The following is a 24,655-nucleotide window of genomic DNA, read 5'->3' as shown; positions in this document are numbered from 1 at the left end:
TTGATTAACCCAAGGTTAACTCTGGTTTTTGCTCAGGGGGCGCATCAGGGCTTGCAGGTGTTTGCCGTGGGATTGTCTGCGCCCGGGAGATCGAGCGCCGCCCGCGCGGCGCTCGATCTCCCAGGCGCTGAAAATCTCAAGACGATCACCTACCGGCCACAGCGCAAATTCCGCCCCATATCCCAGACATGCCGCGACATATTGTCGGCTTGACTTTGCCTGTGCCAACTCAGTTGTTGTAAAGTTGACGCAAGAGTCAGTTTTTAGCGGCCCAGTACCAGAATCAAAAAAGGGCAGACCCCCTGCTGCCCAGAGGATCAAGCATGTCCAACCGTGATATTTCCCGGCGCGCCTTCCTGCAAGGCGGCCTGATCGCTGGTGTCGGCGTGACCATGGCGCCGCTCGGCAGCCAGGCGTTCGCCGCGCTGATGGAGGAACGCGTCACCACCTCGCCGCAGAAGTGGATGAACCATGACGGCAAGGCGCGTTTCCGTAACGACGCCTTGTCCAAGGTCTGTGGCGACAAGGTGTTCGCTCGCGACATCCGTGCCAAGGACATGCCCGGCTGGCCCGCGCAGCAGGGCCATGCACTGCTGCTCAAGGCGACCAAGGCCGACCGCGTCTATGCTGGCCATGACCTCAGCCTGCTTGGCGCCGATCTGCAACCGGACCGCATCGTCACTGCCGCCGACCTGGAAAAGGACGGCATCGCCTGGCCCGAGGCCCACTCGCCCGACCCGCTGCTGCCGCCCGGCAAGGTGCCGATGTTCATCGGCCACCCGGTGGCGATCCTGATCTGGCACGACTTCGAGCGCTTCCGCCAGGCCAAACGCAAGCTGCAGTTCAACGACCAGGCGATCCGCTACGGCGCCCAGGCGCCGCTGTACCAGCGCGACCCCTATGGCAGCTTCCGCTTCGTGCGCGTGGGCGGTGCCACGCCGTTCGACGACGATGAATTCTCCAGCCTGAAGAATTCCATGCTGTTCCCCACCATCCTCAACCGCAAACCGGTGTGGTCGAAAGAGCCCAACCAGCATGGTGACCTGACCGAGCAGGGCCTGTTCCATGCCAAGCGCATGGCCGAGCAGCTGGACAACCCACCCGAGGGCTGGTTGGTGTTCGACGAGCGCTACAAGACGCCGTCCATCGAACCGGCCGCACTGGAGCCGGACAACGGCAACGGCTGGTACGACCCGGCCAGCGGCACGCTGCACTTCGTGGTCGCGACCCAGTGCCCGTTCGAAGTGGCGCAGGAATGCGTGCACATGATCAAGCCGTCGCGCTTCGCCCTGAACACGCTCAACATGCACCCGGGCTACACCGTGGGCTACGGCTCGAAAGACAACAACATCTTCGTCTTCTACGCCGCCGTGGCCGCGCTGTATGGCGCCGGTGTGCCGATTCGCCTGGCCAACGACCGCTACGAGCAGTTCCAGAGTGGCATCAAGCGCCATGCCTTCGATATCCGCTACCAGTTGGCGGTGGACAAGAAGGACAACAGCTTCAAGATCTTCCGCGCCGACATGAGCTGCGACGGCGGCGGGCGTATCAACTACAGCCCCTCGGTGGCAGCGGTGGGGGCCACGGCGGCGCAGTCGATCTACTACATGCCGCAGAACGACCTGTCGGTTACCGCCTATCATTCGCGTGGCGTCGAGGCCGGGTCCATGCGCGGCTACGGCACCTTGCAGACCATGGCCGCCACCGAAATGATGGTGGATGAAATCGCCGGGCGTCTGGGCGTCGATGCCATCGACCTGCGCCGCGCCAACGCGCTGAAGTCGGGCATGAAGAACACCCAGGGCGCTGTCCCGGCCGGCGCCCTGCGCCTGTACGAGATCCTCGACAAGGCCGCCGTGCACGACTGGTGGCGCAACCGTGAGGCGCGCAAGCAGCAGATGGACGCCAAGGACCCGGACCACTGGTACGGCGTGGGCTTCGCCATCTGCCAGAAGGACTTCGGTACCGGTTCCGAAGCACCCATGGCCAGCATCGAGTTCAGCCGCGACGGGCGCATCAGCCTGCGTCACATCGGCACCGAGCTGGGTACCGGCATGTCCACCTCCCAGGCCTTGGTGGTCAGCGATTTCCTCGGCCGCTCGGCCGACGAGGTGAAGACTGCGGTCACCGAATGGCCCGAGCTGCAGCTGACAACCAGCGGCAACCCTTACCTGATCAGCCAGCCCGAGCAGGACGCTGCACTGCGCAACCCGCGCTGGGTCGGCAAGCTGGCTTCGCCGTCGTCGGCGACCAACTCGGCCTTCTACTTCAGCCATGCCACCCGCGAAGCGGCCCGCGTGCTGTTCAACCACGGTTTGTGGCCGGCGGCCATGGCCATCTGGAGCCAGGGCCCGCATGGCGGCCAGGCCAACCCGCTGGTGGTGCGCCGCGAGAACGCGGTATGGGTCAACGGCGAGCTGACCGGCAACGGCCTTTCGCCGATCCCGTTCGCCCAGCTGGCACAAAAGGCCCATGACATGGGTCTGGTCACCGGCGTCAGCGTGCACGGTTTCAACCGCTGGAGCTGGGCCGAGGCCGACTTCGTCATCGACGGCGTGCGCGAACGCTTCCCCCTCGACGCGGTGGCGGTGAAATACGGCGATGGCGCGGTGAACGCCAAGAAGGCGCAGATGAGCAGCCACGGCTACCACCTGCTCGACAGGCAGAACGCCGCCTACCCCGACACCCAGTTGAACAACGCCATGGTCACCTACTACAGCCCGGTGGCGACCATTGTCGAAGTCAAGGTGAACAAGGGCACGCACGAAGTGCAGGTGCTCAACCACCACAGCTGGGTCGAGTGCGGCCGGGTGCTGGTGCCGGAACTGGTCAAGGGCCAGCTCGAAGGCGGTATCGCCATGGGCATCGGTCATGCCTTGACCGAAGAAATGCCGTTGTATGAGGGCGGGCCCGGGGAGGGCGACTGGAACTTCAACCGCTACCGCCTGCCGCATGCGCGCGACGTGGCGGTGTGGCAGCAGACCAGCGAAATCCTCCCGCCGCTGTCACCGACCGACCCGTCCAAAGGTATCGCCGAAGTGGTGATGATCCCGGTCGTCGGTGCCATTGGCAATGCCGTCGCGCATGCCATCGGCAAGCGCGTGCGCGATCTACCTATCACCCCAGCCCGTATCAAGGAGGCCCTCAATGGCTAACCGTCCACTGCAACTGACCCTCAACGGTCAACCGGTCGGCCCGGTCGAGGTCCCCGACGACCTGGCGATGATCGACTACCTGCACGAACACCAGAACCTCACCGGCTCGCGCCTGGGTTGCGGCCAGGGCATCTGCCACGCCTGCGTGGTGATCGTCGACAACCCCGACGGCACCAGCGAGGAGGTGCGCACCTGCATCACTGGCGCGCATTACTTCGAGGGCAAGAAAGTCCGCACCATCGAGGGCCATGCCAAACAGGACGAGGCCGGCAACCTCACGCTGAACCCGATCCAGCAGAAGTTCGTCGACCTGTTCGCCTTCCAGTGCAGTTACTGCGCGCCAGGCTTCGTCAATGCCGCCACGGTGCTGGTGGAAACCGCCCAGCGCCAGCCGTTGAAAAAGAGCGAGGTGGAAGGCCGCATCGAGGCCAGCCTGGGCCACCACATCTGCCGTTGCACCGGCTACGTGCGCTACTACGACGCCACCCGCAGGGTGCTCAACGACCTTGGCCTGGTCAAGGAGGGTTGAGCATGGGTTTTGTTCGTAGCGCACTGACGCTGGCGCTCGGTCTTGCCGTTACCTCGCTTGCCCAGGCGGCCGACCAGGCACAGGTCAAACGCGGTGAATACCTGGCCCGTGCCGCCGACTGCATGGCCTGCCACACCGCCGAAGGCGGCGCGCCGTACGCCGGCGGCCTGCCGATTCATTCGCCGTTCGGCACCATTTATGGCAGCAACATTACTCCGGACAAGCAGTACGGCATCGGCAACTACAGCGCCGACGAATTCTTCGCCGCGGTTACCGAGGGCAAGCGCAAGGACGGCGCCAACCTCTATCCGGCGATGCCGTACACCTCGTACCACCTGATCAAGCGCGAAGATTCGGACGCGATCCTCGCCTACCTGATGACCGTACCGCCAATCAACCGCCCGGCACCGCAGACTGCGTTGCGCTTTCCGTTCAACGTGCGCCAGGGGCTGAGCGGCTGGAACATGCTCTATGGCAAAAGCGTGCAGCTGCAGCCGACCGAGGGCAAAAGCCCGGCCTGGCAGCGTGGGCAGTACATGGTCGAAGTCATGGGCCATTGCGGCGAGTGCCATACCCCGCGCAACCCGATCGGCGCGCTGCAGCAGGATCAGCGCCTGAGCGGCGGCCTGCTGGGTGGCTACCTGGCCCCGAGCTTGCTGGCCCCGGACCTGGCCGAGCGCGGCTGGACCCAGCCGGACCTGACCACCTTCCTCAAGCACGGCATCAGTGCCCAGGGCAGCATGTTCAACGAAATGTTCCCGGTGGTGCACCACAGCACCCAGCACCTGGAAGATGCCGACCTGGCGGCCATGGCCACCTACCTGCTGGGCGATCAGCCACCGCCGGCCAAGGCCATCCAGGCGGTGGCGCTGGAGCAGATGAGCGACAGCGCCAAACGCGGCCGCCAGCAGTACCTGAACGTCTGCGCCGGCTGCCATGGGGTGGACGGCGAGGGCAAGCCGCACATCGCCGTGGCCATGCGCGGCAACACGGTGCTGCGCCAGGCCGACTCGCGCAACCTGGTCAAGGTGATCCTCGAAGGCATCCGTGAACAGCAGTTCACCGGCTTCGAGCGCATGCAGCCGATGCCAGGGTTTGCCGACAAGCTCGATGACCAGCAGGTGGTGGATATGGTCAACTATCTGCGCCAGGCCTGGGGTGGATTGCCCGGTGACCTGAGCGTACAGCAGCTCGCCGAGCTGAAGGCGGAGTAAAGCGTGCAGCATCTCGATCTACAGGTGGTCCGCCGGGCATTGCAGTGGTCGTGTGACGGCCAGCGGGTGTGGTTGTGCACGGTGCTCGCCACCTACGGCTCGGCGCCCCGTGCGCCGGGCTCGCTGTTGGTGGTGAACGCCAGCGGGCAGTGGCTGGGTTCGCTGTCCGGTGGCTGTGTCGAGGACGACTTCCTTGAGCGCGTGGGGCGGGGGGAGTTTCCTGAGCCGGTGGCCATCGTGCGTTACGGCGATGGCAGCGACTCGCGTTCAAGCATTCGCCTGCCGTGTGGCGGCGTGCTGGAAGTGCTGGTGGAGAACCTGCCGGCCGAATGCGAGGTGCAGGCGCACCTGCGGGAGCTGGAAAGCGCATTGCTGGGCCAGCGCCGTGTGCTGCGTGAAGTGAGCCTGCCCGAGGGTACGCGCCTGCTTGTCGATGACCACAGCCAGGGGCCACGTGTAGCGCGTGATAGCGCCCGTGTACGGCTGCGCGTCGGCGCTGCCCAGCGCCTGCTGCTGGCCGGGTATTCCAGCGTCGCGCATTTCTGTGCCGAGTTCGGCAAGGGCATGGGCTTCGAAGTCATCCTCTGCGAGCCGCGTGACGAAGTGCTCGACGGCGTGCGGCTGGATGGCATCGAACTGCGACGTGAGTTGCCGTCGGAGTTCATCGTCCATGGTGGTTGCCATGCCGACACCGCGGTGGTGGCGCTGACCCACGACCCGAAGATCGACGACCTGGCGATGCTCGAAGCGGTGCGCACCGAGGCGTTCTATATCGGTGTGATGGGCTCCCGGGTAACCTCCGACAAGCGCCGTGAACGCCTGCGGCGGATCGGTGGCCTGGGTGACCTCGAACTTGGCCGCATCCATGCCCCGATCGGCCTCAACCTGGGCAGCAAGACCCCGGCCGAGATCGCTTTGGCGGTGCTGGCCGACATTCTGCGGGTGCGTAACGGCATCGAGCGGGTGGCGCTGTGAGTGTGGTCGCGCTGGTGCTGGCGGCAGGCCGCGGCACGCGTTTCGGTTCCGACAAGCGCCGGGCAACCTTGGCCGAAGGCCGCTGCCTGCTGGCGCATAGCGTGGAGCGGGCGCGTGCGGTGTTCGATGACGTGCGCGTGGTGTTGCGCGCGGGCGAGTGGGGCGAGGATTTTGGCTTGCCTGCCGATTGCCGGGTGATCGTCAGCCCGGATGCGGCGTCGGGGATGGGGCATAGTCTGGCTGCCGGGGCCAGGTCGTTAGGTGACAGCCAGGCGCAGGCGGTGGCGATCTTGCTGGGTGATATGCCATGGATCGAATCGGCAACCCTGCGTCGGTTGGCCGAGGCGGCCACCGCCTCGACCATCGTGTTGCCGCGCCATGCTGGGCAGCAGGGGCATCCGGTGGTCTTCGGGCGCGACTTCTGGCCGGCGCTGGGGCAACTGGCCGGGGATGAAGGGGCGCGGGCGGTGGTACGGGCGCAGCGGGATTGTTGCGTGGTGGTTGAAGTGGAGGATGCGGGGGTTCTGCTGGATGTAGATACGCCGCAGGGGTTGCTTTAGACCCTGGTGTTCGCCACCGCACCCAAGACCAACACCCCAATCCACCCCACAAAAGGTCCATAATCCCCCCTTAATCCCCCCATAGTGCAATGCCAGCTACACCACTCCGGGAGCCCCACCATGCACGTTCTGCTCTGTGAGGACGACGACCTGATCGCCGCCGGCATCTGCGCCGGCCTTACCGCCCAGGGCCTGACCGTGGACCGTGTGGGCAACGCCGCTGACGCGCGGGCTATGCTGCAGGCCGCGCAGTTCGACGTGATGATCCTTGACCTTGGCTTGCCCGACGAAGACGGTCTGAAGCTGTTGCGCCGCCTGCGCCAGCAGGGCGAAACACTGCCAGTGCTGGTGCTCACCGCCCGTGATGCAGTCACCGACCGGGTCGATGGCCTGCAGGCGGGTGCCGACGACTACCTGCTCAAACCCTTCGACCTGCGCGAGTTGGCCGCACGCCTGCACACCCTGTTGCGGCGGGTGGCCGGGCGGGCTGTGAACGTGATCGAGCACGGCCCGTTGCGTTACGACCCGAGCACCTGCGAGGCAACACTGGCAGGGCAGGCGGTCGACCTGTCGCGCCGTGAACAGGCACTGCTCCAGGCGCTGCTGCAGAACCCCGGGCGGGTGCTGTCCAGCGAGCAGCTCAAAGACTGCGTGTACGGCTTCAGCGACGAAGTCGAGAGCAATGCCCTGAACGTTCATATCCACCATCTGCGGCGCAAGCTGGGCAACGGCATCGTCGAGACCGTGCGTGGCCTGGGCTACCGCCTGGGCCCGGCGCAGGCGCCGGAGGAGGCCGCATCATGAGCCTGCGGGTACGCCTGAGCCTGATCCTGGGCAGTGCCTTCGTGATCATCTGGGTGCTGGCTGCCGCGTGGATGCTGCGCGACCTGCGCCAGCAGATGATGTTCTCTCTCGACCAGCGCCTGGTGGCTTCTGCGCGCATGGTCGCCGGGCTGATCGACCAGCTGCCGCAGCCGTTGACTGCCAAGGGCGGGGAGGCGCACTTTTCCGCCGACCAGTTCAGCGTGCCGGACGGCATGGCCTGCCAGGTCAGCTCGCTGCGTGGCGAGATCCTTGCCAGCAACCACAAGCATGATGGCGCCATGGACGATGAGCGCAGCGGTTTCCGTGACCAGACCATCGATGACGCGTTGTGGCGCACCTTTACCTACAACCATGGCGATGTGCGTATCACCACCGCTGACCGGCACATGGAGCGCGAGGCGCTGAACCAGTCGATCCTGCTGGCGGCCTCGGCGCCTGTTCTGATGGCCCTGCTTGGCAGCCTGGGGCTGTTGTGGATCGGCCTGGGCAAGGGCCTGGAGCCGCTCAACCGCATGCGCGATGCCCTGCGCCGCCGGCGCGCGGACAGCGTCGAGCCACTGCAGGTGGCGGGCATGCCCAGCGAACTGCAACCATTGCTGGAAACCCAGAACCAGCTGTTTTTGCGCATTGCCCAGACCATCGAGCGTGAGCGGCGCCTGACCGACGATGCCGCGCATGAACTGCGCAGCCCCCTGACGGCGATCAAGACCCACTTGCAGGTAGCGCGGATGACCGACGGCGCCGTGCGCGAGCAGGCGCTGGAGCATGCCGAGCAGGGCGCCGACCGCATGCACCGCACGCTGGAGCAATTGTTGATGCTGGCGCGTGTGGAAGGCAGCCTGTCGTTCGAGGATGGCGTGCAGTGCAGCGCCGAGCAGGTGGCCCGGCAGGCGGTGCAGGATGCCGGCGGCGGCGACAACCGGCGTATCGTGCTGCACTTGCCTGAAGCAGCTACGCAGATTTACCTGGGCATGCCGGCACCATTGGCGGTGGCAGCGCTGCGCAACCTGCTGGACAACGCCTTGCGCCATGGCGGTGACGAGGTGGTGGAGCTTGAAGTGCAGATGGCTGACGGCCAGGTGGGCTTCATGGTGCGTGACCATGGGCCGGGGATTGCCGAGGCGGACCTGGAGCACCTGACCGAGCGTTTCTGGCGTAACGGGCAGAGTGGTGGCTGCGGGTTGGGGCTGGCGATCGTGCAGGCGATCGTGCAGCGTTGTGCCGGTAGCCTGAAGTTCGACAGCCGCAGTGATGGGTTGCGGGTACTTTTGCAAGTGCCGGCGCGCTCGGGGCATTAATTTTTATTGCCTGTGCCGGCCTCTTCGCGGGTAAACCCGCTCCCACAGGGGCAGCATCAACCCTGAGGTCCGTGCAAATCCTGTGGGAGCGGGTTTACCCGCGAAGGGGCCGGGCCTGCTTGCAAAAATCCCGCAGCAACCGCTAAATCCTCCCCGCACTCAAGCGTTTCCCAAGCGACGAACACCCGCACTTTCGCTTGTTTGCGAGGAATCTCCCATGTCCACTGCTTCCTGCCTTGCCCAGGTCCCGCCGGCCAGCGCGCCGCGTGCCTTGTACGAGTTCACCGATTCACCCTTGCTGCAACGCCAGCAGCAACAGGAGTCCAACGCCCGCAGCTACCCGCGCCGCATCCCGCTGGCGCTCAAGCGCGCCAGTGGCATTCATGTGGAAGATGTCGAAGGCCGCCAGTTCATCGACTGCCTGGCCGGCGCCGGCACCCTGGCGCTGGGCCACAACCACCCGGTGGTGGTCGAGGCGATCCAGCGGGTACTGGCCGATGAACTGCCCCTGCACACCCTGGACCTGACCACGCCAGTCAAGGATCGCTTCGTCCAGGACCTGTTCGGCGTTCTGCCCGAGGCGTTGCGCCTTGAGGCCAAGGTGCAGTTCTGCGGCCCGACCGGTACCGATGCGGTGGAAGCAGCGCTGAAGCTGGTGCGCAGCGCCACCGGCCGCAGCACCGTGCTGGCCTTCCACGGCGCCTACCATGGCATGAGCCAGGGTGCGCTGAGCCTGATGGGTAGCCATGGGCCGAAGCAGCCGCTGGGGGCCTTGCTCGGCAACGGTGTGCAGTTCATGCCGTACCCCTACGACTACCGTTGCCCGTTCGGCCTGGGCGGCGAAGCCGGGGTAAAGGCCAACCTGCATTATCTGGAAAACCTGTTGCTCGACCCGGAAAGCGGCGTGCCGCTGCCGGCGGCGGTCATTCTGGAAGTGGTGCAGGGTGAGGGCGGGGTGATCCCGGCCGATATCGAGTGGCTCAAGGGTGTACGCCGCATCACCGAGCAGGCCGGCGTGGCATTGATCGTCGATGAGATCCAGAGCGGTTTTGCCCGCACCGGGCGCATGTTCGCCTTCGAGCATGCTGGCATCGTCCCGGACGTGGTTACCCTCTCCAAAGCCATTGGCGGCAGCCTGCCGCTGGCGGTGGTGGTGTACCGTGACTGGCTGGACACCTGGAAACCGGGCGCCCACGCCGGCACTTTCCGTGGTAACCAGATGGCCATGGCGGCGGGTTCGGCGGTGATCGATTACCTGGTCGAGCATCGCCTGGCCGAGCATGCCGAGGCCATGGGGCAGCGCCTGCGCCAGCACCTGCGGCAGTTGCAGCGGGATTATCCGCAGTTGGGTGACATTCGCGGGCGTGGCCTGATGCTTGGGGTGGAGCTGGTGGATCCGCAAGGGCAGCGGGATGCGCTCGGGCATCCGGCGGCGAACCGCGAACTGGCGGCGAAGGTGCAGCGCGAGTGCCTCAAGCGTGGGCTGATCCTGGAGTTGGGTGGGCGGCATGGGGCGGTGGTGCGCTTCCTGCCGCCGTTGATCATCAGTGGCGAGCAGATCGATGAGGTCGCACAGCGCTTTGCCGAGGCGTTGATCGCGGCGGTCTGATCGATTGCCGGGGCCGCTGCGCGGCCCTGTCGCCGGCAAGCCGGCTCTCATAGAACTGCACATAACTCATTGAATTAGCAGGGACCCTGTGGGAGCGGCTTCAGCCGCGAACACCGGCGCAGCCGGTGCCATGCACTGCGTTGGATTCTTCGCGGCTAAAGCCGCTCCCACAGGGTACGAGGATCGCTTGCGAATTCAGTTATCTGTGCGACAGCGCAAGCCTTCCGGTCGGCGCAGTCCCCCTGGCAATCCCGGCTACCAGCCGCGCCCGGAGTTCACCCAGAAGTTCACCGACAGCGAGGTGGTCACCGACTCCACCTGGTGGAACCACCCTTCGGGCAGGAACAGCAGGTCACCAGCCTGCAGCACCACGCGCAGGAACGGCACTTCGCGCGCCGCCGGGAAACGCTGGTAGTCCGGGGCGTCGGGGTTGAAGTCGCAGCCGTCCAGGCCGCCCTTGGGGCTGGTCGACCAGGTGCCCAGGGCTGGGCGATGGTGCGGTGCGGCAAGGATGAACGACTTCTGCCCCCATACCTGCGCGAACAGGTTGTCGGTGTCGTCGCGGTGCAGTGGCGTCAGGGTGCCCTTGGGGCCGATCCAGATACGCGGCGCAATGAACTGCTCGCGGGCGAAGTACTGCGGGTAGCGAATCAGCGCCAGCAGCTTTTCCGGCACGATGTTGTTGCCCATGTAGGCCGGGGTTTCGCCGGGTTTGGCAGGGGTGTCCAGCGAGGCGATGAAGTCGGCCATGGACGTGGAACGGAAGTCGCGGTCGGTGGAGAAGGTCTTCTTCACATAGTCGCCGTGCCGGGTGATGCCCTGCAGTTCGGCGAAATGCGCCAGCGAAGCTTCGCGCCCCATGCTGAACAGCGGCCAGTCCTGCAGGGCATCGCTGATGACCACCGGCGTGCCGTGCTCCAGGTACTCTCCCTGGAAGCGCGCCAGCGGCATGTCGGCGCGGGCAATGCGTGCCACCTCGCGCTGCACCGGTTGCGCGGCCGACACCCGTTCGCTGAGGCGTGCCGGTGTCGGGTAGCGTTGGTTCATCGACACCTTGGTCGCCGGCGCGCCGCGCCGGGCGTTGCTGATGATCTGCGGCAGCAGGGTGGCCAGGCCCATGTTGCCGCTGATCTTCAGACGGGCGCTGGCGAACAGCTCTTCGACGTTGGCGGTGCCGCCCATGATGCCCATGAAGTCATGCTCGGCCACCTCGATGGTGACGTCCGGGGCGCTGTGCCGGCCGGCACCGGTACGGCTGCTGTCGCGCACCTCCGACCAGAAGGCCCGGTCCTGGCTGAAGATGAACTGGAAAACGCCTTCGATGCCGACGGCATGAGCGTTGGCGAACAGTTTGCTGAGGATGCTCTGAAGGTCCACGGTATGCCTCTGGCGGTCTTTCGTTGTGCAGGGATAACGAGTGCCTGCACCAACGATTTAGCCGTGTGGACGGGTAATTTTTCGGTGTGCTGCTACGTCCCGTAGGAAGGCTCGAGTCACATTGTTCACCCAAGGAACCCACATGGCACTGCACCCTGATCTGGCGGCATTTCTGGAACTGGTCGAATTTGGCCGGCTGACGGGCAGAAGCCTGCCCATGCACGCGATGGACGTGGTCCAGGCCCGCGCCGAGTTCGAAGGCAGCTCGCAGGTACTCGACCCGAGCCCGCCTGGCAACGTCACGGCCAGCGAGCTGCAGATTACCGCGCGCGACGGTGCCTGCCTGGCTGCTCGTCTGTACCGCCAGGGCGATGCTGGTGCTGCCTTGCAGCCGGTGATCCTGTACCTGCACGGCGGCGGCTACGTGGTCGGCAGCCTCGATTCGCATGACTCGGTGTGCCGCCGCCTGGCGGCCCTGGGCGAGTTCGCGGTGCTGGCGGCAGACTACCGGTTGGCACCGGAGCAGCAGTTCCCGGTAGCCCTGCACGATGCGCTGGACGCCGCCAACTGGCTGGCTGAGCAGGCGGCCTCGCTGGGCCTGGACAACCGCCGGGTGGTGCTGGCAGGGGACAGTGTGGGCGCCAGCCTGGCGGCGGTGCTGGCCATTACGGCGGTGGAGCAGCCCGAGGCGCTGGCGTTCAAGCCGCTGGCGCAGTTGCTGTTCTACCCGGTGACCGATATCTCCTGCCAGCGTGAGTCCCATCGCGAGCATGCCGAGGGTTACCTGCTGGAGACACCTACCCTGGAGTGGTTCTACCAGCACTATGCGCCGCAGCACGAGCAGCGCCTGGACTGGCGGGTGTCGCCGTTGCTGTCGACGCTGCGCGAGCCATTGGCGCCGGCGTACCTGTTCGTGGCCGAGTATGACCCGTTGCACGATGAGGGCACGGCCTATCGTGACTGGCTGATGGCGGGTGGGACGGCGGTGACCTTTGCCCGGGTGGAGGGGTTGACCCATGACTTCTTGCGCATGTCGGGGATCGTTGGGCAGGTAGAGGGGATTTACCGGGATGTCGGGGAATGGTTGAAGCGGGTCGGCGGCCAGTCCTGACTTGAGCTCGCCGGGGGCGCGTTGCGCCCCCAGGGCCTCACACGCGAACGTGCTTCTTCAATACATCGAGCAATCGCTCGATCTCCGCCTCGGTATTCAACAACCCAGGCGCTGTCCGCACCACCGGCCCGACATCCCGCGACACCGCATCGACCACAATGCGCTGGCTGTTGAGATACCGGGCAACCTCGTCAGCATCCTGCCCCGTGACCCGGAAGAAGGTGAACCCCGCCGAATACTGCGCACTGCGCGGTGTTACCAGCTCGATCCCCGGCAGCGCTTCAAGCCGCTGCCTGAGGTAGTCATTAAGTCCATGAATTCGTGCCTGCACCGCCGCCTTGCCCAGCTGCAGGTGCAACTCGAACGCCTTGCCCAACGCCCAGCGATGCTCGAACGCGTGGTAACCGCCGGGCGACATCACCGTGGCAAAGTCTTCATTCTCGGAAAACGTGGCAATGGTCGGGTTCAGCTGTTTCAGTTCGGTGGACGCCGCGCAGATGATCCCGGTACCCCGCGGCCCGAACATCCACTTGTGCGTGCCGGCGATGAAGTAATCGCAGTTGAGGTCGGCAAAGCGCATGTCTTCGACACCAAAGCCGTGCACGCCGTCGATCACGTAGATGATCTGGTCCTGCTCGTCACGCTGGCGATTGACCTCGCGCACCAGCGCGCCGATCTCGCCCACGGGCAGTTTCACGCCACTGCCTGAATGCACCCAGGTCATGCCCAGCACCCGGGTTTTCGGCCCGATGGCAGCCGCAATGGTGGCCAGTACCTGGTCGCTGTTGACCTTGGCGGGGTCTTCGAACAGGCGCAACCGGTGCACTGGCGTGCCATCGCGCGTGGTGCGAAAGCCCATGGTGTGACGGGCGGCCGAATGCTCGTGCACGGTGGTGAGAATTTCCTGCCCCGGGGCAATCTTCAGCCCGCCATAGATCAGGCCCAGGCCTTCGGTGGTGCTACCGGTCAGGGCGATTTGCCGGGGCGTCACTTCGAGGTAGCGGGCTGCCCATTCACGCACGGCGGCTTCGTGCTTCCACTCCGATTGGCTGTCCCAGTCGACCATGCGGGCCGGGTGGCGGTCGAAGCGGGCGCGCAGCGCCTCGATGGCTTCGCGCACGGGCCTTGGGTGCGAGGTGATCAGGAAGTTGGCAAAGTGTGCGTAGGCCGGGTCCAGCTCGAACAGGCTGCGAAACGCGGCCCAGCCGTTGGCAGTGGCAGGCTGCGCAGGTGCCGCATGGGCGGCAGGCAGCAGCGGGCCTGTGAGGGGCAGGGCGGCCGCCAGCAGGCCGGCCTGCTTGAGAAAGGTGCGACGATCGTTCATCAAGTTGCTCGCAAGAGTCAGGGGGATGAGGTGGCGACGGGTTGCGCGGTGCGCTGCACCTGCTCCCACACCCGCAGGAAGTTACCGCCCCAGAGCTTGGCAATATCGGCTTCGGAGTAGCCGCGGCTGATCAGTTCGGCGGTGACGTTGCGTGCTTCACTGGCGTTCTGCCAGCCGTCGATGCCGCCGCCTTCGTTGAAGTCCGAGCTCAGGCCGACATGGTCGATGCCGATCTTGCGCACGGTGTAGTCGATGGCGTCGCCATAGTCCTTGAGCGTGGCCGGCGGTTCTTCCTCGAGAATACCGTACAGCGCGTTGGCGTATTGGCCGACCTTCTGCTCGGGCCAGCCGGCGATCACCGGGTCGCCGGGCATCAGTGCGTAGTTCAGGTTGGCCAGCGGCGGCAGGTCGTAGCCGGCGCGCAGGGCGTCGAGTTTGTCCCGGGTCTTGCTGCTCAGGGGCTTGAGGTAGGTGGAGAAGGCCACCAACTGGACCACGCCGCCGCTGTCCTTGATCAGTTGCAGCTCCTTGTCGGAGAGGTTGCGGTCGATGTCGACCATCGCCCGTGGCGCCGAGTGCGAGGCCACCACCGGCGCCCGGCTGAGGGCGACGGCCTGGGCCAGCGCCTTGCTGGACATTTGCGACACATCGATGATCACGCCCAGGTCGTTCAGCCGCTGCACGGCGCGCTTGCCAATCGGCGACAGGCCGTCCAGGGCATCGGCGGTGTCATTGAAGAACGGCAGCGGGCGCGAGGAGTCGGCCCAGCTGTTGTTGCCCACGTAGCTGAAGCCGAACATGCGCACGCCGCGCGCGGCCCAGCGGTCGAGCTGGTCGATGTCGTCGCCCAGCGCATAGGCGTTGAGCATGCTGAGGAACACCGCGAACTTGCCTTCGCCGTGCAAGCGCCGCATGTCTTGCGGGGTGTAGGCAATACCCACCTGCTGCGGGAAGTCGCGGACCATGGCGGTGATGGCGTTGTAGCGCACTTCCTGGGTGTGGCGGGCGGCTTCGACGAAGCCTGGGGTGGGGCGGTGCGGGCCACCGTCACCAGTCCAGGATTCTGGCCAGGCGAAGATGGTCAGGGCCGCGCCGGACAATCGCCCGCGTGCGGCCTTGGCCAGGTCGAAGCGGCCATTGCCGTCCTTGTCGGCCTCGCTGCCCTCGGTGCCGAAAGTCAGCGGCAGGGTGACGTGGCTGTCAAACGAGATGATGCGTTCCTGCAGGTCGTCGGCCTGGCGGGTCACCTCCCTGGAATAGCCGGCAGGTGTGGCGAAGTAGTGCCAGGCGGCAAGCCCGGCGCCAGCGGCAACCGCCGCGGCCAGGCTGATAAACAGGGCTTTCTTCCAGCGTGGAGTCGTCATCTTGGTCTCAGTAGGTTCACCGTCGAGGGATGGGCACAGAGGCCGCCGCTACCTGCAGTGAACGAGCACGCACCCGGGAAATTTAGTGCCTGTCGGGGGCCGCATGGCAGCCGCAGATGCAGCCGGAGCGCCGCTAAATTTCGCCTGCCGTGCAACGTTCTAGCCTTGGACGGGCCGTGCTCCATGGCCGCAATGAATGCACAGGTATGCAATGACGATTTCCCGACGCGGTTTCATCGCCGGTGTGGCATTGACGGGTGTGGTGGTGCCCGGTGCGCTGGGGGCGCTGTATGTGCAGCGCCAGCGTGCCGACGAGGAATTCCCGGCAACCCCTGGCGAGGCCGTCGTCGAGATGGCCGATACTCGCCTGCAGCAGTTGGGCGATACTTTGCGCGGCATCTGGCGCTGGACCCTGCAGGGCCAGGATGCGGGGCTGGACGGTCTACCCACCGGTGAGCTGGAGCTGTTCCTGGATGTGGCAACCAGCGGGCGAGCCCTGCGCGGCTACCTGGATACCCCCGAGCGCCTGCGTGGGCAGGAAGAGCCGCGCTACCGCGTGGTAGGCGACCTTCTGGCCGACAAACCGGGCACCTTGCGCTGGCGTCTGTGTTCGGCCCAGGCCCGCTATGAATGCCATATCGTGCTCGACGAGGTCTGGGGCCGGTTCGGCAACGCCGGGCCGGCAACCCTGAACGGGCGTATTGCGCGCCTGGACCGCGCACTGACATTGCCCGTGGAGGACAACCACTTCCTGGCCTTGAAGCGCACCTTCCCCGAGGCGCGCGAGCGTACCCCGCTGAACCCGCAACTGCTGGCCTGGCTGATCGCCCCGGAGCATCGCCTGTTCCACCAACTGTGGCACGCCTCGCGGGACAAATGGCACAAACTGGACAAGGACAAGCAGGGCGCCCTGCGTGGCCTGGGCTGGCAGCCTGGGCCACGTGACCGCGAGCGTGACGCACGGGGCCGGCACAAAGACCGCAACGGCTCGGGCGAGGACTTTTTCTTCATGCACCGGCACATGCTTGGCAATGCCCGTGCCATGCAGGACTTGCCGTCATGGCCGCGCTTCCCGCTGCCGCAGCCGGAACTGGAGCGCGACCGCGCCGGGTTCGCCCGCTATTTCGACAACCATGACGGCAATGCCCTGCCGCCCACCTGGCTGGCCAGCGGTGATGCGGAATACACCCAGTGGGTGCGCGACATCAAGACGCCGGATACCTTCCATGGCAACTTCCAGGTCTGGGAGTCACGCTATACCGACCCGGAGTACCTGAGCACCTTGACCCTGGGCCAGTTTGGTTCGGAAGTGGAGCTGGGCCTGCACGACTGGCTGCACATGCGCTGGGCATCGGTGCCGCGCGACCCGTCCAACGGTATGCCGGTGCCGACGGCGCGTACGCCGGATGATTTTGCCGAACGCTGGTTCGCCGAGCAGAACGATTTTCTTGGTGACCCGTTTTCATCCCATGTGAACCCGGTGTTCTGGCAATTTCACGGCTGGATCGACGACCGCATCGAGGACTGGTTCCATGCCCATGAGCGGCTGCATCCGGGCGAGGTGCGGCGCCTGGAGGTCAATGGTGTGCCATGGTTTGCGCCAGGGCGCTGGGTGGAGGTGGCCGACCCGTGGCTGGGGCCGGATACCCACGGCTGCTCGACGGTGCCGGGTTTGCGGCCCGGGCGCAGTGTCGAGATGGACCCGGAGACCATGAAGCTGGCGTTGCGCATCATCTACAGCGATGACGACCTGCTCGACAAGCTGCGGCCCAAGGTACCGCAACGGCCGTGGTATGCGCGCAACCTGAAGGTGGCGCAGCGCTCGGGTTGATTGGGGGCGCTCTGCGCCCCTTTCGCGACACAAGGCCGCTCCCACATGACGGTGCATGCTTGAACCTGTGGGAGCGGCCTTGCGTCGCGATGGTCTGCGCAGCAGCCCCGGAAAGCAATGCGGTTTACTGCCCGACCTGCCACCCACCCCCCAATGCCTTGTACAACGCCACGCTACCCTGCAACCGGGCCAGGCGCAGTTGCGCCTGCTGGTCCTGCGCCACATACAAGGTGCGCTGGGTCTCCAGCACGCTCAACAGCGTCTCCGCTCCCGCGCCATAACGCTGCTGCGCCAGGTCGAACGCCAGCCGCGCCTGCTCCACCTCTTCGTCCTGCCACTGCCGCTGGCGGTCCACGCCCTGGATCGCATTGAGCGCTTTCTCGACATCGGCAAAACCGGCCAGGATGCTGCTGCGGTAGGTCTCCAGCAACTCTGCCTGTTCAGCCTCGGCCAGTTCACGCGCGGCGCGCAGCCGGCCGTTGTTGAAGATCGGTGCGACCAGGCCGCTGGTGAGGGTGTAGTAGGAGCTGTCGAACAAATGGGCAAAGGTGTTGGCGCCAGCCCCCAGGTTGGCCCCGAGGGTGAGCTTGGGCAGCATGGCGGCGCGGGCGACCTGCACGTTGGCGCTGGCGGCGGCCAGCCGTGCTTCTGCCGCGGCAATGTCCGGGCGGCGGGTGAGCAGTTCGCTGGGTACGCCGCTGCCAATGGCGGGCCATTGCAGGGTGATGATCGCTTCATGGCTGGCCGGTAGCGACTGCACCGGGGCGCCGAGCAGGGTCGCCAGGGTGACCCGACTGTCCTGCCACTTCTGCTCCAGTAACGGCAGCTGGCGTTGCTGCGCGGCCACCAGGCTGCGCTGCTGGGCCACTTCCAGGCGCGTGGCGGAACCGCTGCGCTGACGTGCCTCGACCAGGCCCTGCACGTCCTGGGCATTGCGCAGGTTGAGGCGGGCAATGCGCAGCTGTTCTTGCAGGGCCAGGCCCTGCAGGTAACTGTCGGCTACCGCGCTGACCAGGGTCAGCTCCACCGTCTGGCGGTCGAAGCGGCTGGCATCCAGGTTGCGCAGGGCGCTGTTGCGGGTCGCCCGCAGGCCGCCCCAGAAGTCGATTTCGTAGCTGGCGCTGAGCTGCATGTCGAACGAGGTACTGGTGGGTTCGTTGCGGCTGACATCCAGCTGGTCGTTGCCGTTACCGTGCAGCAGGCGTTGGCGGCTGCCGTCCAGGCCCAGCTTCAGCTCCGGCAGCAGCGGCGCGCCAGCGATGACCGCGCGGGCCCGGGCCTGGCGCACCCGCGCCGTGGCGGCAGCCAGGTCATGGGCATTGTGCAAGGCGTGCTGTACCAGGCGGTCGAGCTCGCGGCTGGCGAAGGCTTGCCACCACTGTGCCGTTGGCAGTTGTGCCGAGGGTGATGCGGCCTCGCCTTGCCAGGCGGGTGGCGTGGCGATACCACTGGCAGGTGTGGGCGGTGTGCTGCAGGCGGCGAGGCATACGCATAAGGTCAACAGGCTGATGCGGCTAGGCAGAGTCATGGGTTATTCGCTGGTAAGGGCTTTGACCGGGTCGAGGCGGGCGGCCTTGCGCGCTGGCATGAAGCCGAACACGATGCCGGTGACGACGGCGCAGGCGAAGGCGCCGAGCATGGCGGGCAGGGCAAAGGCCACCGCCACTTCGGCCAGCATCAGGCCGCCACCGATGGCCAGGGCCAGGGCGATACCGGCCAGGCCGCCGACCATCGACAGCATCACTGCCTCGCTGAGAAACTGCCGCAGGATGTCGCGCTGGCGCGCGCCGGTGGCCATGCGGATGCCGATTTCACGGGTACGCTCGCGCACGGTCATCAACATGATGTTCATCACGCCGATACCGCCCACCAGCAGCGAGATCGCGGCGATCGCCCCCAGCATCAGCGACAGGCTGTTCTGCGTGCGCGCTTCGGCCTGGATCAGCGCCGCGTCATTGGTCAGCTCGAAGTCCTGGCGGCCGTTGTGGCGCTGGCGCAGCAGCTTGTCGATGGCCGCTTCGGCTTCGTTGACCCGCGTGGAGTCGAGGGCGGCAACGGCGATGTAGTCCGGGTCGCGCTGGCCGAACAGGCGGATGGCTGCGGCGGAGTAGGGCACCACGATGCGCCCGTCGCTGTCCTGGTCGCCAGAGCTGGCGCCCTTGCCGGCCAGGATACCGACCACCTGGAACGGCACATTGCCAATCAGCACGTACTGCCCCAGCGGATCGCGCCCGGGGTCGAGCATCTTTTCCCGCACTTTCTGGCCGATCACCGCCACCGCCGCAGCGTTGGCTTCATCGGCATCGGTGTAGAAGCTGCCTTCCACCGCCGGCCAGTTGAAAATCTCCGGGAACCCGGTGTTGTTGCCGCCCACATAGAACCGCTGGCTGCTGTTGCCGTGGCGCACCATCATCTTTTCGCCGATCACCGGCATCACGTGCTTGACCTGCGGCAGTTGGCCGATGGCGGCGACATCGTCGAGGGTAATGGTGCCAGCCTGTTCGCCCAGGCTCGCCGGCTTGCCGTTGAGGTAGAGGATGTTCGAGCCGAAGGCGGCCATCTGCGCCATGACCTGGCGCTTGCTGCCTTCGCCCACGGCCAGCATCACCACCACCGAGGCTACGCCAATGACGATGCCCAGCAGGGTCAGGGCGGTGCGGAAGCGGTTGACCCACATCACCCGCCAGGCCGCCTGCAGGGCTTCGAGCAATTCGCCTTTCCACGCTCCGTGCAAGGTTGCGCCACGGTCCAGGCGCTGGCGTAACTGGTCGGCCTGCAGCCCTCGACCGTTGTCGAACGTGGGCTTTTCTGCGGCCGAGTCGCTGATGATCAGGCCGTCACGAATTTCGATCACCCGCTGCGCCCGCGCCGCCACGTTGCGGTCGTGGGTGATCAGGATGATCACGTGGCCCTGGCTGGCCAGCTCGTCGAGCAACGCCATCACTTCGGTGCCGCTGTGGCTGTCGAGGGCACCGGTGGGTTCGTCGGCGAGGATGATATGGCCACCGTTCATCAAGGCCCGGGCAATCGACACCCGTTGCTGCTGGCCGCCGGACAACTGGTGCGGGCGGTTGCCGGTGCGGCTGGCCAGGCCCAGGCGGCCGAGCAGGGCGCTGGCGCGGGCGTGGCGTTCGCTGGCGGCGATGCCGGCATAGATCGCCGGCATTTCGACGTTTTCCTGGGCCGAGCCCGAGGGGATCAGGTGGTAGCCCTGGAACACGAAGCCGAACGCCTCGCGGCGTAACCAGGCCAGTTCGTCGCTGCCCAGCTCGGCCACATCCTTGCCGGCGAAGCGGTAGCTGCCGGAAGTGGGGCGGTCAAGGCAGCCGAGGATATTCATCAAGGTCGACTTGCCGGAGCCGGAGGCGCCGACGATGGCGACGAACTCGCCGGGATGGATGCGCAGGTTGATGCCATGGAGGATATCGACCTTGGGCGTTTCGACGCCGCCGTAGGATTTACGGATGTCGACCAGCTCGATCAGGGGTGTGCTCATTCAACCTCCGCTGACGCCAGGGGCGCCGATCACCAGGCGTTCGCCTTCGTTGAGGCCGTCCAGCACCTGCACCCGCAGACGGTCGCTGAGGCCGGTGCGCACCTGGCGCTGTTCGACTTTGCCATCGCCGGTCAGCACATGCGCCAGGCGCAGGCCATCGCCGTCGTCCAACGCGGCCAGTGGTACGGTCAGCACCTGGCTGGCCTTGCCAGCGACGAAGAACACCTGGGTGGTCATCTCGGCCATCAGCGCACCGTCCGGGTTGTCGACATCCAGCAGCACGCTGTACTGCACCACCTGGCTGCCGGCACTGCCATTGCTGACGCTGGCCGGGCTGCCGCCGCCCTGGCTGGCCTGCTCCAGCGGCTTGGGCGGGATCGGCAGCACCTGCCGCACGGTGCTGGTCCAGCGGCGCTTGCCGCCGGCCAGGGTGGTGAAGTAGGCGGTCATACCCGGGGTGACCTTGCCGATGTCGGCCTCCGACACCTGGGCCCACACGGTCATCGGCGAGAGCTTGGCGATGCGCAGGATCAACGGGGTTTGCTGCTGGGCATTGAGGGTTTGCCCTTCACGGGCATCCACCGCCACTACCGTGCCGTCCATCGGCGCGTAGATGCGCGTGTAGCCAAGCTCGGCCTCGTCGCTGCGCAGGCTGGCCTGGGCCTGGCGGATCTGCGCCTGAAACATGTCGATGCGCGCCTGGGTGACCTTCAGCTGTGCTGCGGCCGTTTGTACGTCCTCGTCGCGGGTGGCACCGGCGGCGGCCAGGTCGCGTTGCCGTTTGAGCTGTTGCCGGGCCAGTTGGAACTGCGCGCGTTGTTCGGCCAACTGGGCCTTGAGGTTGTCGATCGAATAGCGGCCGGCATCCAGCCGTGCCTGCTGGGTCGACGGGTCGATCTCGACCAGCAGCTGGCCTTTGCGCACCGTGTCGCCGACCTCGACGTGCAGGGTGTGGATCTGCCCGGACGCCTGGGCACCAACGTCCACGTAGCGCCGTGGTTGCAGGGTGCCCAGTGCGGTGACGCTGCTTTCGATGTCGGCACGGGTCACGGCGACCGTACTGAGCGGCTGCGCGCCGTAGGGCAGGGCCTTCCAGGCCAGCAGGCTGCTCAGGCCGAGCAGGCCCAGGCCAGTGAGCAGGACCCGGCGACGGGTGTTGGTTAAAGGTCTCATGCAGACTTCCAGCCGAGGGGGTGCCAGATAGACGAAAGCGGCAGGAGGGGATTTAGCGAATATTGGGTGGGGCTGACAGGTGTATGGCGACAGGGTTGTGGCGCCTGCGAGATCGAGCGCCGCCCGCGCGGCGCTCGGTCTCCCAGGCGCTAAAGCCCTCCAGCCATTCCCCTCTTGTTGCTGAGAATAATTATAATTTGTAAGATCGCACGTTGACATCACTCGGTCCCGCGTTGCTGCCTGAAAGGGCTTTCTGGCATAGGCTGGCAGGACGATCTCAGGTAACGTCGTGGAACATTACTATCGCGAACTGGTGGGCTTCCTTTCCGCGCGCCTGGGCAATCGTCAGGCCGCCGAAGACGTGGCGCACGATGCCTACCTGCGGGTGCTGGAGCGCACCGACGGCGAGCGCATCGAGCACCCGCGTGCCTTCCTTTACCGCACCGCGCTCAACCTGGTGGTCGACCGGCACCGGCGGCACCAGGTGCGCCAGGCCGAGCCGCTGGAGGTGCTGGACAGCGACGAGCGCTGGCACACCCCGGCACCGAGCCACGGCATGCAGCTCGACCAGCGTCTGGCGCTGATGCAGCGCGCCCTGGATGAGCTGAGCAAGGTCTGCCGCGACTGTTTCCTGCTGCGCAAGCTCGATGGCCTGTCACACCAGCAGATTGCCGAGCGCCTGGGTATTTCCCGCAGCCTGGTGGAAAAGCACATCGTCAATGCCATGAAGCACTGCCGGGTGCGCATGCGCGAGTGGGAATCCTGATTGCCGGGTTAAAGGCAAATGCAAATTCCGTCAGTCAATCACTTGATTTCCGCGGTTTTCCCGACTTCTATCAAAGAAGACCCCTGCCAGGCATAACCTTGGCAGCAGCCGTTACTGGCGCAGTATGGTCATGGAGCGTACCCATTACCCAACTGCCCAGGTCCGACCATGGCCAACAAGACCCTGCGCATCCTCATTGCCGACGCACACCCGTGCCAGCGCCTGCAGCTGGAGCGGCTGCTCAATGGCCTGGGCTACTACCGGATTGCGCCAGTGGACAGCTTCGAGGAGCTGCAGCGTCTGGTGCTGTGTGCCTTGCAGCCTTTCCACCTGCTGTTGGGCAATATCGAGCTGGCCAGCCATGCCGGGGTCGACCTGGTGCGCTTCTGCCGCGTCAGTACGCAGATCCAGCATGCCCTGCTTTATCACTCTACCCAGTTGGTAGTGCCCTCGGTGCCGCAGACCGAGCGCCAGGCCGTCAGCCTGAGCCTGCCCCAGGTGCCCGATAACGAGGCGCTGGAGACGTTCATGGCGATCATCGATACGCCGCTGCTGGTCGGCAAGCTGCCGCTGTCAGGCGCCATGCCGACTGCTACGGCACGGCCACGGCCGCGGGCCAATTTCGTCAATACCATGTTCAACCGCTAAAGCCGCAGCGGGCGGGGCAAGGGGGGCGCTATTTGCTATCCTCTTGCCCTTTGCCGATTTGCGGACCCTGCCATGACTGCCATCGATACCGCTCGCCCGCCCCGGTTCAGCCGCGGTGACCACCGGACCCTGGGCCTGGCGGCGTTGGGCGGCGCGCTGGAAATCTACGATTTCATCATTTTCGTGTTCTTTGCGCTGACCCTCAGCCAACTGTTCTTCCCGCCCGAGATGCCCGAATGGCTGCGCCTGCTGCAAAGTTTCGGGATCTTCGTCACTGGCTACCTGGCGCGGCCGCTGGGCGGCATCCTGATGGCACACTTCGCCGACCACCTGGGACGCAAGCGGGTCTTCAGCCTGAGCATCCTGATGATGGCCCTGCCGTGCCTGTTGATCGGGGTGATGCCGACCTACGCCGACATCGGCTATGCGGCGCCGCTGATCCTGCTGGCCCTGCGCATCCTGCAGGGCGCGGCGGTGGGCGGCGAGGTGCCGAGTGCCTGGACCTTCGTCGCCGAGCACGCACCAGACGGGCGCCGCGGTTACGCCCTGGGCTTCCTGCAGGCCGGGCTGACCTTCGGCTACCTGCTGGGGGCGCTGACCGCGACCCTGCTGGCACAGCTGTTCACAGCGCAGGAAATCCTCGACTACGCCTGGCGCTACCCGTTCCTGCTCGGCGGGGTATTCGGCGTGATCGGCGTGTGGTTGCGCCGTTGGCTCAGCGAAACACCGGTGTTCCTCGCCCTGCGCGCACGCCAGGAGCAGCCGGTGAGCTTCCCGCTACGGCGGGTGCTGGGCGAACACCGCCGGGCGTTGATCCCGGCGGCACTGCTGACTTGTGTGCTGACATCCGCCGTGGTGGTGCTGGTGGTGATTACCCCGACAGTGATGCAGCAGCGCTTCGGCATGAGTGCCGGGCACACCTTTGCCCTGAGCAGCGTGGGCATCGTCTTCCTCAACATTGGCTGCGTGCTGGCCGGGCTGCTGGTCGACCGTGTAGGCGCCTGGCGCGCGCTGATGCTCTATAGCCTGTTGCTGCCGGTGGGCATCGGTGCGTTGTACGCCAGCCTGGTGGGGCAGTGGGGCATGACCTGGCTGGCCTATGCGCTGGCAGGTTTGTCCTGCGGCGTGGTAGGTGTGGTGCCGTCGGTGATGGTCGGGCTGTTCCCGGCCGAGATCCGCGTGTCGGGCATTTCCTTCACCTACAACGTGGCTTACGCGCTGTGGGCCAGCACCACACCGTTGGCGTTGATTGCACTGATGCCGTGGAGCCCGTGGGTGTGTGTCGGCTTTTGTCTGGTCATGGGTACGGTCGGGCTGCTGACAGCCCTGTATTTCGGGCGTCGTGAGCCATTGGCGTTTGCGGCGGAGCCGATGCCGATCATGTGCGGTGACAAATGAGC

At 65.9% G+C, this 24,655-nt stretch carries 19 protein-coding genes; 13 read left to right on the top strand and 6 right to left on the bottom strand.

Going from position 1 to position 24,655, the window contains the following annotated elements; genetic code table 11:
- The first annotated feature begins 323 nt into the window (after nt 1–323).
- From A4C63_RS11385 to A4C63_RS11350, 8 genes are all read left to right on the top strand, one after another.
- Nucleotides 324–3,155 (top strand): xanthine dehydrogenase family protein molybdopterin-binding subunit, encoded by a 2,832-nt coding sequence (locus A4C63_RS11385; RefSeq protein WP_063912748.1) that lies wholly within the window; start codon nt 324–326, stop codon nt 3,153–3,155.
- Nucleotides 3,148–3,684 carry a (2Fe-2S)-binding protein gene (locus A4C63_RS11380; RefSeq protein WP_063912747.1) on the top strand — a complete coding sequence of 179 codons (537 nt, stop codon included), beginning with the start codon at nt 3,148–3,150 and terminating at the stop codon, nt 3,682–3,684. The genes A4C63_RS11385 and A4C63_RS11380 overlap by 8 nt, the downstream gene beginning before the upstream one ends.
- A gap of 2 nt (nt 3,685–3,686) precedes the next feature.
- Nucleotides 3,687–4,898: a cytochrome c gene (locus A4C63_RS11375; protein ID WP_063912746.1), complete on the top strand. Its 1,212-nt coding sequence runs from the start codon at nt 3,687–3,689 to the stop codon at nt 4,896–4,898.
- Between the two features lie 3 nt (nt 4,899–4,901).
- Entirely contained in the window at nt 4,902–5,873 is a 972-nt protein-coding gene (locus tag A4C63_RS11370) for an XdhC family protein (protein WP_063912745.1), read from the top strand.
- Nucleotides 5,870–6,433, top strand: a complete 564-nt coding sequence (locus A4C63_RS11365; RefSeq protein ID WP_063912744.1) for an NTP transferase domain-containing protein — start codon at nt 5,870–5,872, stop codon at nt 6,431–6,433. The genes A4C63_RS11370 and A4C63_RS11365 overlap by 4 nt, the downstream gene beginning before the upstream one ends.
- Before the next feature lie 120 nt (nt 6,434–6,553).
- Nucleotides 6,554–7,237, top strand: coding sequence for a response regulator transcription factor (locus tag A4C63_RS11360; RefSeq protein WP_063912743.1), 684 nt, complete (start codon nt 6,554–6,556; stop codon nt 7,235–7,237).
- Nucleotides 7,234–8,556, top strand: coding sequence for an ATP-binding protein (locus A4C63_RS11355; RefSeq protein ID WP_063912742.1), 1,323 nt, complete (start codon nt 7,234–7,236; stop codon nt 8,554–8,556). The genes A4C63_RS11360 and A4C63_RS11355 overlap by 4 nt, the downstream gene beginning before the upstream one ends.
- Before the next feature lie 217 nt (nt 8,557–8,773).
- Complete coding sequence (locus tag A4C63_RS11350; RefSeq protein ID WP_063912741.1) at nt 8,774–10,165, top strand: aspartate aminotransferase family protein; 1,392 nt, start codon at nt 8,774–8,776, stop codon at nt 10,163–10,165.
- Between the two features lie 255 nt (nt 10,166–10,420).
- On the opposite strand, the gene A4C63_RS11345 is transcribed toward A4C63_RS11350, so the two are convergent.
- Nucleotides 10,421–11,542, bottom strand: coding sequence for a cupin-like domain-containing protein (locus tag A4C63_RS11345; protein ID WP_063912740.1), 1,122 nt, complete (start codon nt 11,540–11,542; stop codon nt 10,421–10,423).
- Nucleotides 11,543–11,684: 142 nt separating this feature from the next.
- Between A4C63_RS11345 and A4C63_RS11340 the strand changes: the two genes are divergently transcribed.
- A complete protein-coding gene (locus tag A4C63_RS11340) occupies nt 11,685–12,653 on the top strand; it encodes an alpha/beta hydrolase (RefSeq protein WP_063912739.1) in 969 nt (322 codons plus the stop codon).
- Between the two features lie 37 nt (nt 12,654–12,690).
- On the opposite strand, the gene A4C63_RS11335 is transcribed toward A4C63_RS11340, so the two are convergent.
- Both A4C63_RS11335 and pvdM read right to left on the bottom strand, forming a co-directional pair.
- Nucleotides 12,691–13,977, bottom strand: a complete 1,287-nt coding sequence (locus A4C63_RS11335) for an aminotransferase class V-fold PLP-dependent enzyme (RefSeq protein WP_063912738.1) — start codon at nt 13,975–13,977, stop codon at nt 12,691–12,693.
- Nucleotides 13,978–13,994: 17 nt separating this feature from the next.
- Nucleotides 13,995–15,341 carry a pyoverdine-tailoring dipeptidase-like protein PvdM gene (gene pvdM, locus A4C63_RS11330; RefSeq protein ID WP_063912737.1) on the bottom strand — a complete coding sequence of 449 codons (1,347 nt, stop codon included), beginning with the start codon at nt 15,339–15,341 and terminating at the stop codon, nt 13,995–13,997.
- Nucleotides 15,342–15,552: 211 nt separating this feature from the next.
- On the opposite strand from pvdM, the gene A4C63_RS11325 reads away from it, so the two are divergent.
- On the top strand, nt 15,553–17,172 hold the full coding sequence (locus A4C63_RS11325; RefSeq protein ID WP_063912736.1) for a hypothetical protein: 1,620 nt from the start codon (nt 15,553–15,555) through the stop codon (nt 17,170–17,172).
- Between the two features lie 124 nt (nt 17,173–17,296).
- Here A4C63_RS11325 and A4C63_RS11320 read toward each other — a convergent pair whose 3' ends face one another.
- From A4C63_RS11320 to A4C63_RS11310, 3 genes are read right to left on the bottom strand one after another with little or no spacing between them, the layout of a single operon-like run.
- Nucleotides 17,297–18,700: an efflux transporter outer membrane subunit gene (locus A4C63_RS11320; RefSeq protein WP_063912735.1), complete on the bottom strand. Its 1,404-nt coding sequence runs from the start codon at nt 18,698–18,700 to the stop codon at nt 17,297–17,299.
- Nucleotides 18,701–18,703: 3 nt separating this feature from the next.
- On the bottom strand, nt 18,704–20,668 hold the full coding sequence (locus A4C63_RS11315; protein WP_063912734.1) for a MacB family efflux pump subunit: 1,965 nt from the start codon (nt 20,666–20,668) through the stop codon (nt 18,704–18,706).
- Nucleotides 20,669–21,841, bottom strand: coding sequence for an efflux RND transporter periplasmic adaptor subunit (locus tag A4C63_RS11310; RefSeq protein WP_063912733.1), 1,173 nt, complete (start codon nt 21,839–21,841; stop codon nt 20,669–20,671).
- A gap of 289 nt (nt 21,842–22,130) precedes the next feature.
- On the opposite strand from A4C63_RS11310, the gene A4C63_RS11305 reads away from it, so the two are divergent.
- From A4C63_RS11305 to A4C63_RS11295, 3 genes are all read left to right on the top strand, one after another.
- A complete protein-coding gene (locus tag A4C63_RS11305) occupies nt 22,131–22,607 on the top strand; it encodes a sigma-70 family RNA polymerase sigma factor (RefSeq protein WP_063912732.1) in 477 nt (158 codons plus the stop codon).
- A gap of 168 nt (nt 22,608–22,775) precedes the next feature.
- Complete coding sequence (locus tag A4C63_RS11300) at nt 22,776–23,255, top strand: response regulator (protein ID WP_063912731.1); 480 nt, start codon at nt 22,776–22,778, stop codon at nt 23,253–23,255.
- A 72-nt stretch (nt 23,256–23,327) separates the two neighbouring features.
- A complete protein-coding gene (locus tag A4C63_RS11295) occupies nt 23,328–24,653 on the top strand; it encodes an MFS transporter (protein WP_063912730.1) in 1,326 nt (441 codons plus the stop codon).
- Nucleotides 24,654–24,655 lie beyond the last annotated feature (2 nt).

Source organism: Pseudomonas sp. p21 (assembly GCF_001642705.1).
Lineage (GTDB): Bacteria > Pseudomonadota > Gammaproteobacteria > Pseudomonadales > Pseudomonadaceae > Aquipseudomonas.
Note: the sequence above shows the minus strand (reverse complement) of the source record. Positions and strands in the feature narration are given on the sequence as shown.